This window comes from Actinophytocola sp. (assembly GCF_036555685.1).
In the GTDB taxonomy this organism is placed as follows: Bacteria; Actinomycetota; Actinomycetes; order Mycobacteriales; family Pseudonocardiaceae; genus Actinophytocola.
Genome location: NZ_DATBKY010000274.1, coordinates 1 through 3,698, shown reverse-complemented (window position 1 = coordinate 3,698; position 3,698 = coordinate 1). Strand labels below are relative to the sequence as shown.

Here is a 3,698-nt window from a genome sequence, read left to right as displayed (position 1 = left end):
GGCGGGAAAGGCGGGAAGGCGGCAGAAGGCACTGTGGAACTGAACCTGTGGGCGTTGGCGGGCATCTCGACGGTGGCGTTCGCCACGTTCTACATCGGCTACCGCAGCTCGCGCCTGGCCAGCACCACACCGGACTTCCTGGTCGCCAGGCGTGCCGTGCGGTCCAGCCGGAACGCCGCCGCGGTGTCCGGCGAGTACCTTTCCGCCGCGTCCTTCCTCGGGGTGGCGGGCCTGGTGCTCAAGGACGGGGTGGACGCGCTCTGGTATCCGATCGGGTTCACCGCCGGCTACCTCGCGCTGATGGTCTTCGTCGCGGCACCGCTGCGCCGCTCGGGGGCCTACACGCTGCCCGACTTCTGCGAGGCCCGGCTCGGCTCGCGGGCGCTGCGCGGCCTCGCCGCCGCGTTCGTCGTGTTCATCGGGATCCTCTACGTCGTCCCGCAGCTGCAGGCCGCCGGCCTCTCGATCTCGAACATCCTGCCGGTGCCGACATGGGTCGGCGCGCTGCTCGTGACGATCGTCGTGATCGTCAACGTGTTCGGCGGCGGCATGCGCGCGATCACCGTCGTGCAGGCGTTCCAGTACTGGCTCAAGCTCTTCGCCATCGCGGCGCCGACCTTCGTCATGTGCGTGCTCTTCATCGGCAACGGCGGGCCGCGCGGCGGCCAGATCACCGGGCTGACCGAGGCCCTGCCGCCCACCTTCACCAGCGCCACCACCGTCACCATCGAAACTCCGGTCACGGTCCACGTCGAACACGCGACGGTCCTGAGCGCCCAGGGCACGGTCGACGGCGAACCTGCCGGCGGCACGGTGTACTGGCCCGAGGGCGACCACACCGCCGACGCCGGGACCGAGCTGCACTTCTCCCAGGGCACGTCCGTGCCGGTGGTGGTCGGCTCGCCGGTCGACAACTCGAGCTGGCTGCGCCCGGCTGCCTCGTCGGGCGACCTGTTCACGACGTACTCGCTGATGCTGGCGCTGTTCCTCGGCACGATGGGTCTGCCGCACGTGCTGGTCCGCTTCTACACCAACCCCGACGGCCGCGCCGCCCGCCGCACGACCCTGCACGTCCTGCTGCTGCTGTCGCTCTTCTACCTGTTCCCGATCCTCATCGGCGCGCTGTCCCGGCTCTACGTGCCCGAGCTGCTGGTCACCGGCAAGACCGACGCGGCCGTGCTGCTGCTGCCGAGCAGGATCGCGCCCGGGCTGGGTGGCCAGATCCTCGGCGCGATCACGACAGCCGGCGCGTTCGCGGCGTTCCTGTCCACGTCGTCCGGGCTCGTGGTCAGCGTGGCCGGCGTGCTGTCGACCGACGTGCTGCGCGGCCGGGTGCGCGACTTCCGCTTCGCCACGGCGATCGCGGGCGGCGCCCCGCTCGCGCTCGCGATCGTGCTGCGGCCCTCGGACATCTCGCTGTCCGTGGGCATGTCGTTCGCGCTCGCGGCGTCGACGTTCTGCCCGATCCTGCTGCTCGGCGTGTGGTGGCGAAAGCTCACCTGGGTCGGCGCGACGGCCGGCATGATCGTCGGCGGCGGCCTCGTGCTGATCTCGCTCGTCCTCAACACGGTCAGCGGGTTCACCGGGAACTGGGCGCCCGACATGGTGGGGCAGCCCGCGCTGATCACCGTTCCGATCGCGTTCCTTACGGTGATCGTCGTGAGCAAGGCGACGCAGAAAAGGGTGCCCGCGGACGTGGCGCAGATCCGCCTGCGCATGCACGCCCCGGACGGGCTGGGCTTCATCCGCGACCGCGCGGTGGCCCGGTTCGGCACGGCGGAGGAGCGCGCCCGACTGGCCGACGGGAGGCATCGCAAGTGAGGGCGGCTCAGATGCGACCGGTGGTCGCGGACGACGGACGCAGGCTGTGGGCGATGACGGTCGGCAGGGGCGCGCCGCTGATCGTGTGCCACGGCGGGCCTGGCCTGTGGGACATGTTCGCCGACGCCGCCGCGATGCTCTCCGGCGCGTTCCGCGTGGTCCGCTGGGACCAGCGGGGCTGCGGGCGCTCCGAGCGGCGCGGCCCGTACTCGATGGCCCGCACGGCGGCCGACCTCGACGCGGTCCGCGCGCACTTCGGGTTCGAGAAGGTGGTGCTGCTGGGCCATTCCTGGGGCGCCCAGCTCGCCCTTCGGTACACGTTGGACAACCCCGGCCGGGTCGGCGCGCTGGTCTACGTCTCCGGCACCGGCCTGGGGTTCGACTGGCACGACGAGTACGAGAAGAACCTCGCCGACCGCCTTGGCGACGACCTCGAGCGGATCACCGAGCTGCAGGGCCGCGCACGCACGGTCGACGAGGACCGCGAGATGGCCGTGCTCCGCTGGTCGGCCGACTTCGCCGATCCGGCGACCGCCCTCGGGCACGCCGAGCGCATGGCGACGCCCTGGCTCGAGATCAACTACGAGTGCCACGCCGCGATCAACACCGCCGACCGCGCGACCTGGCGCGAGGCCGAGCTGGTCGCGGCGTGCCGCGAGCTGGACGTGCCGACCTTGATCGTCGACGGCGCGAAGGACATCCGGCCGCGCTGGGCGGTCGACTCGCTGGCCGAGGCGCTGCCGTCGGTCACGCGCGTGACCCTGCCCGACGCCGGTCACCTTCCGTGGCTGGACGACCCCGGGGCGTTCCGGGCCGCGTTAATGTCGTTCCTGTCGCACTCGTAGGTCAGGCAAACCGGCCTTTACGATTTGTCCTCGAAGCCCCGGTCGCCGACGATGGGAGCGCTTGATGGCGGTGTCCGCGGATCGTGCGCCGGACCCGGCGCCGGCGCGGGTGCGCCTGCGGCCCTGGTCGCGGCCCGACCCGGTGGCGGTGCTGAGCGCCGCCCGGCACATCGCGGACGAGCTCAAGGACGGCCTCGCCGGCTCCGGCGTGCGGTCCGCCGCGCGTGGGGTGCGCCGGTTGCTGGCGGCCGACCGCGTGGGCCTCGCGGACCTGTCCGGTCGCCCGGTCTGGGCACCCGCCCCGCCCGACGACGAGCACGCGGCGCACGAGCTCGTCGAGGAGGTCCTGCACAGCGAGACGAAGGCCGGCCGACCGCCGCTCGTGGCGCTGCCGCTGCACGTACACCACGAGCTCGCCGGCGTGCTGGTCGTGGCGGGCGCCGTGCGGCGCTCGGCGGTGCGGGAGGCGGCCGGCTGGATCGTCGAGGCACTGGAGCGAGGCCGGCTGGAGGCGTCCGCGGAACAGGCTGCGCAGGCCGAGCTGCGGGCCTTGCGCGCGGAGATCTCGCCGCACTTCGTCTACAACGCGCTGACCGTGATCTCCGCGCTGGTGAGCTCGGAGCCGGACCGCTCACGCGAGCTGATGATCGACTTCGCCGACTACATCCGGTACAGCCTGGCCCGGCACGGCGAGTACACGACGGTCGCGGACGAGTTCCACGCGATCGAGACGTACCTGGCGCTGCAGCGTGCGGTGCTCGGCGAGCGGCTGTCCGTCCAAGTCCGGGTGGCGCCCGAGGTGCTGGCCGTGGCGCTGCCGTACCTGGTGCTGCAGCCGTTGGTGGAGAACGCGATCCGGCACGGCATCGAGCCGCGCGCGGGCACGGGCCACGTCACGGTGCGCGGCGAGGCCGAGGGCAACGACTGCGTGATCGGCGTCGAGGACGACGGGCTGGGCATGGACCCGGCGCTGGCCGAGGAGATCCTCGCCGGCCGGGGTGGCACGGACAGCGTCGGTCTGGCCAATGTGGA

The 3,698-nt window shown here is 72.4% G+C and carries 3 protein-coding genes; all 3 read left to right on the top strand.

Annotated features, from left to right (window positions below; all coding sequences use genetic code 11):
- Nucleotides 1-33: 33 nt before the first annotated feature.
- Nucleotides 34-1,821 (top strand): sodium/solute symporter, encoded by a 1,788-nt coding sequence (locus VH969_RS28040; protein ID WP_331979596.1) that lies wholly within the window; start codon nt 34-36, stop codon nt 1,819-1,821.
- 53 nt (nt 1,822-1,874) lie between these two features.
- On the top strand, nt 1,875-2,666 hold the full coding sequence (locus tag VH969_RS28035; protein WP_331979594.1) for an alpha/beta fold hydrolase: 792 nt from the start codon (nt 1,875-1,877) through the stop codon (nt 2,664-2,666).
- A gap of 64 nt (nt 2,667-2,730) precedes the next feature.
- The coding region (locus tag VH969_RS28030) for a histidine kinase (protein ID WP_331979592.1) at nt 2,731-3,698 on the top strand (968 nt) is incomplete at its 3' end.

What these genes read in the sequence shown, in the direction of transcription:
- VH969_RS28035 (WP_331979594.1), top strand. Translation starts at nt 1,875, where the DNA reads ATGACGGTCGGCAGGGGCGCGCCGCTGATCGTGTGCCACGGCGGGCCT.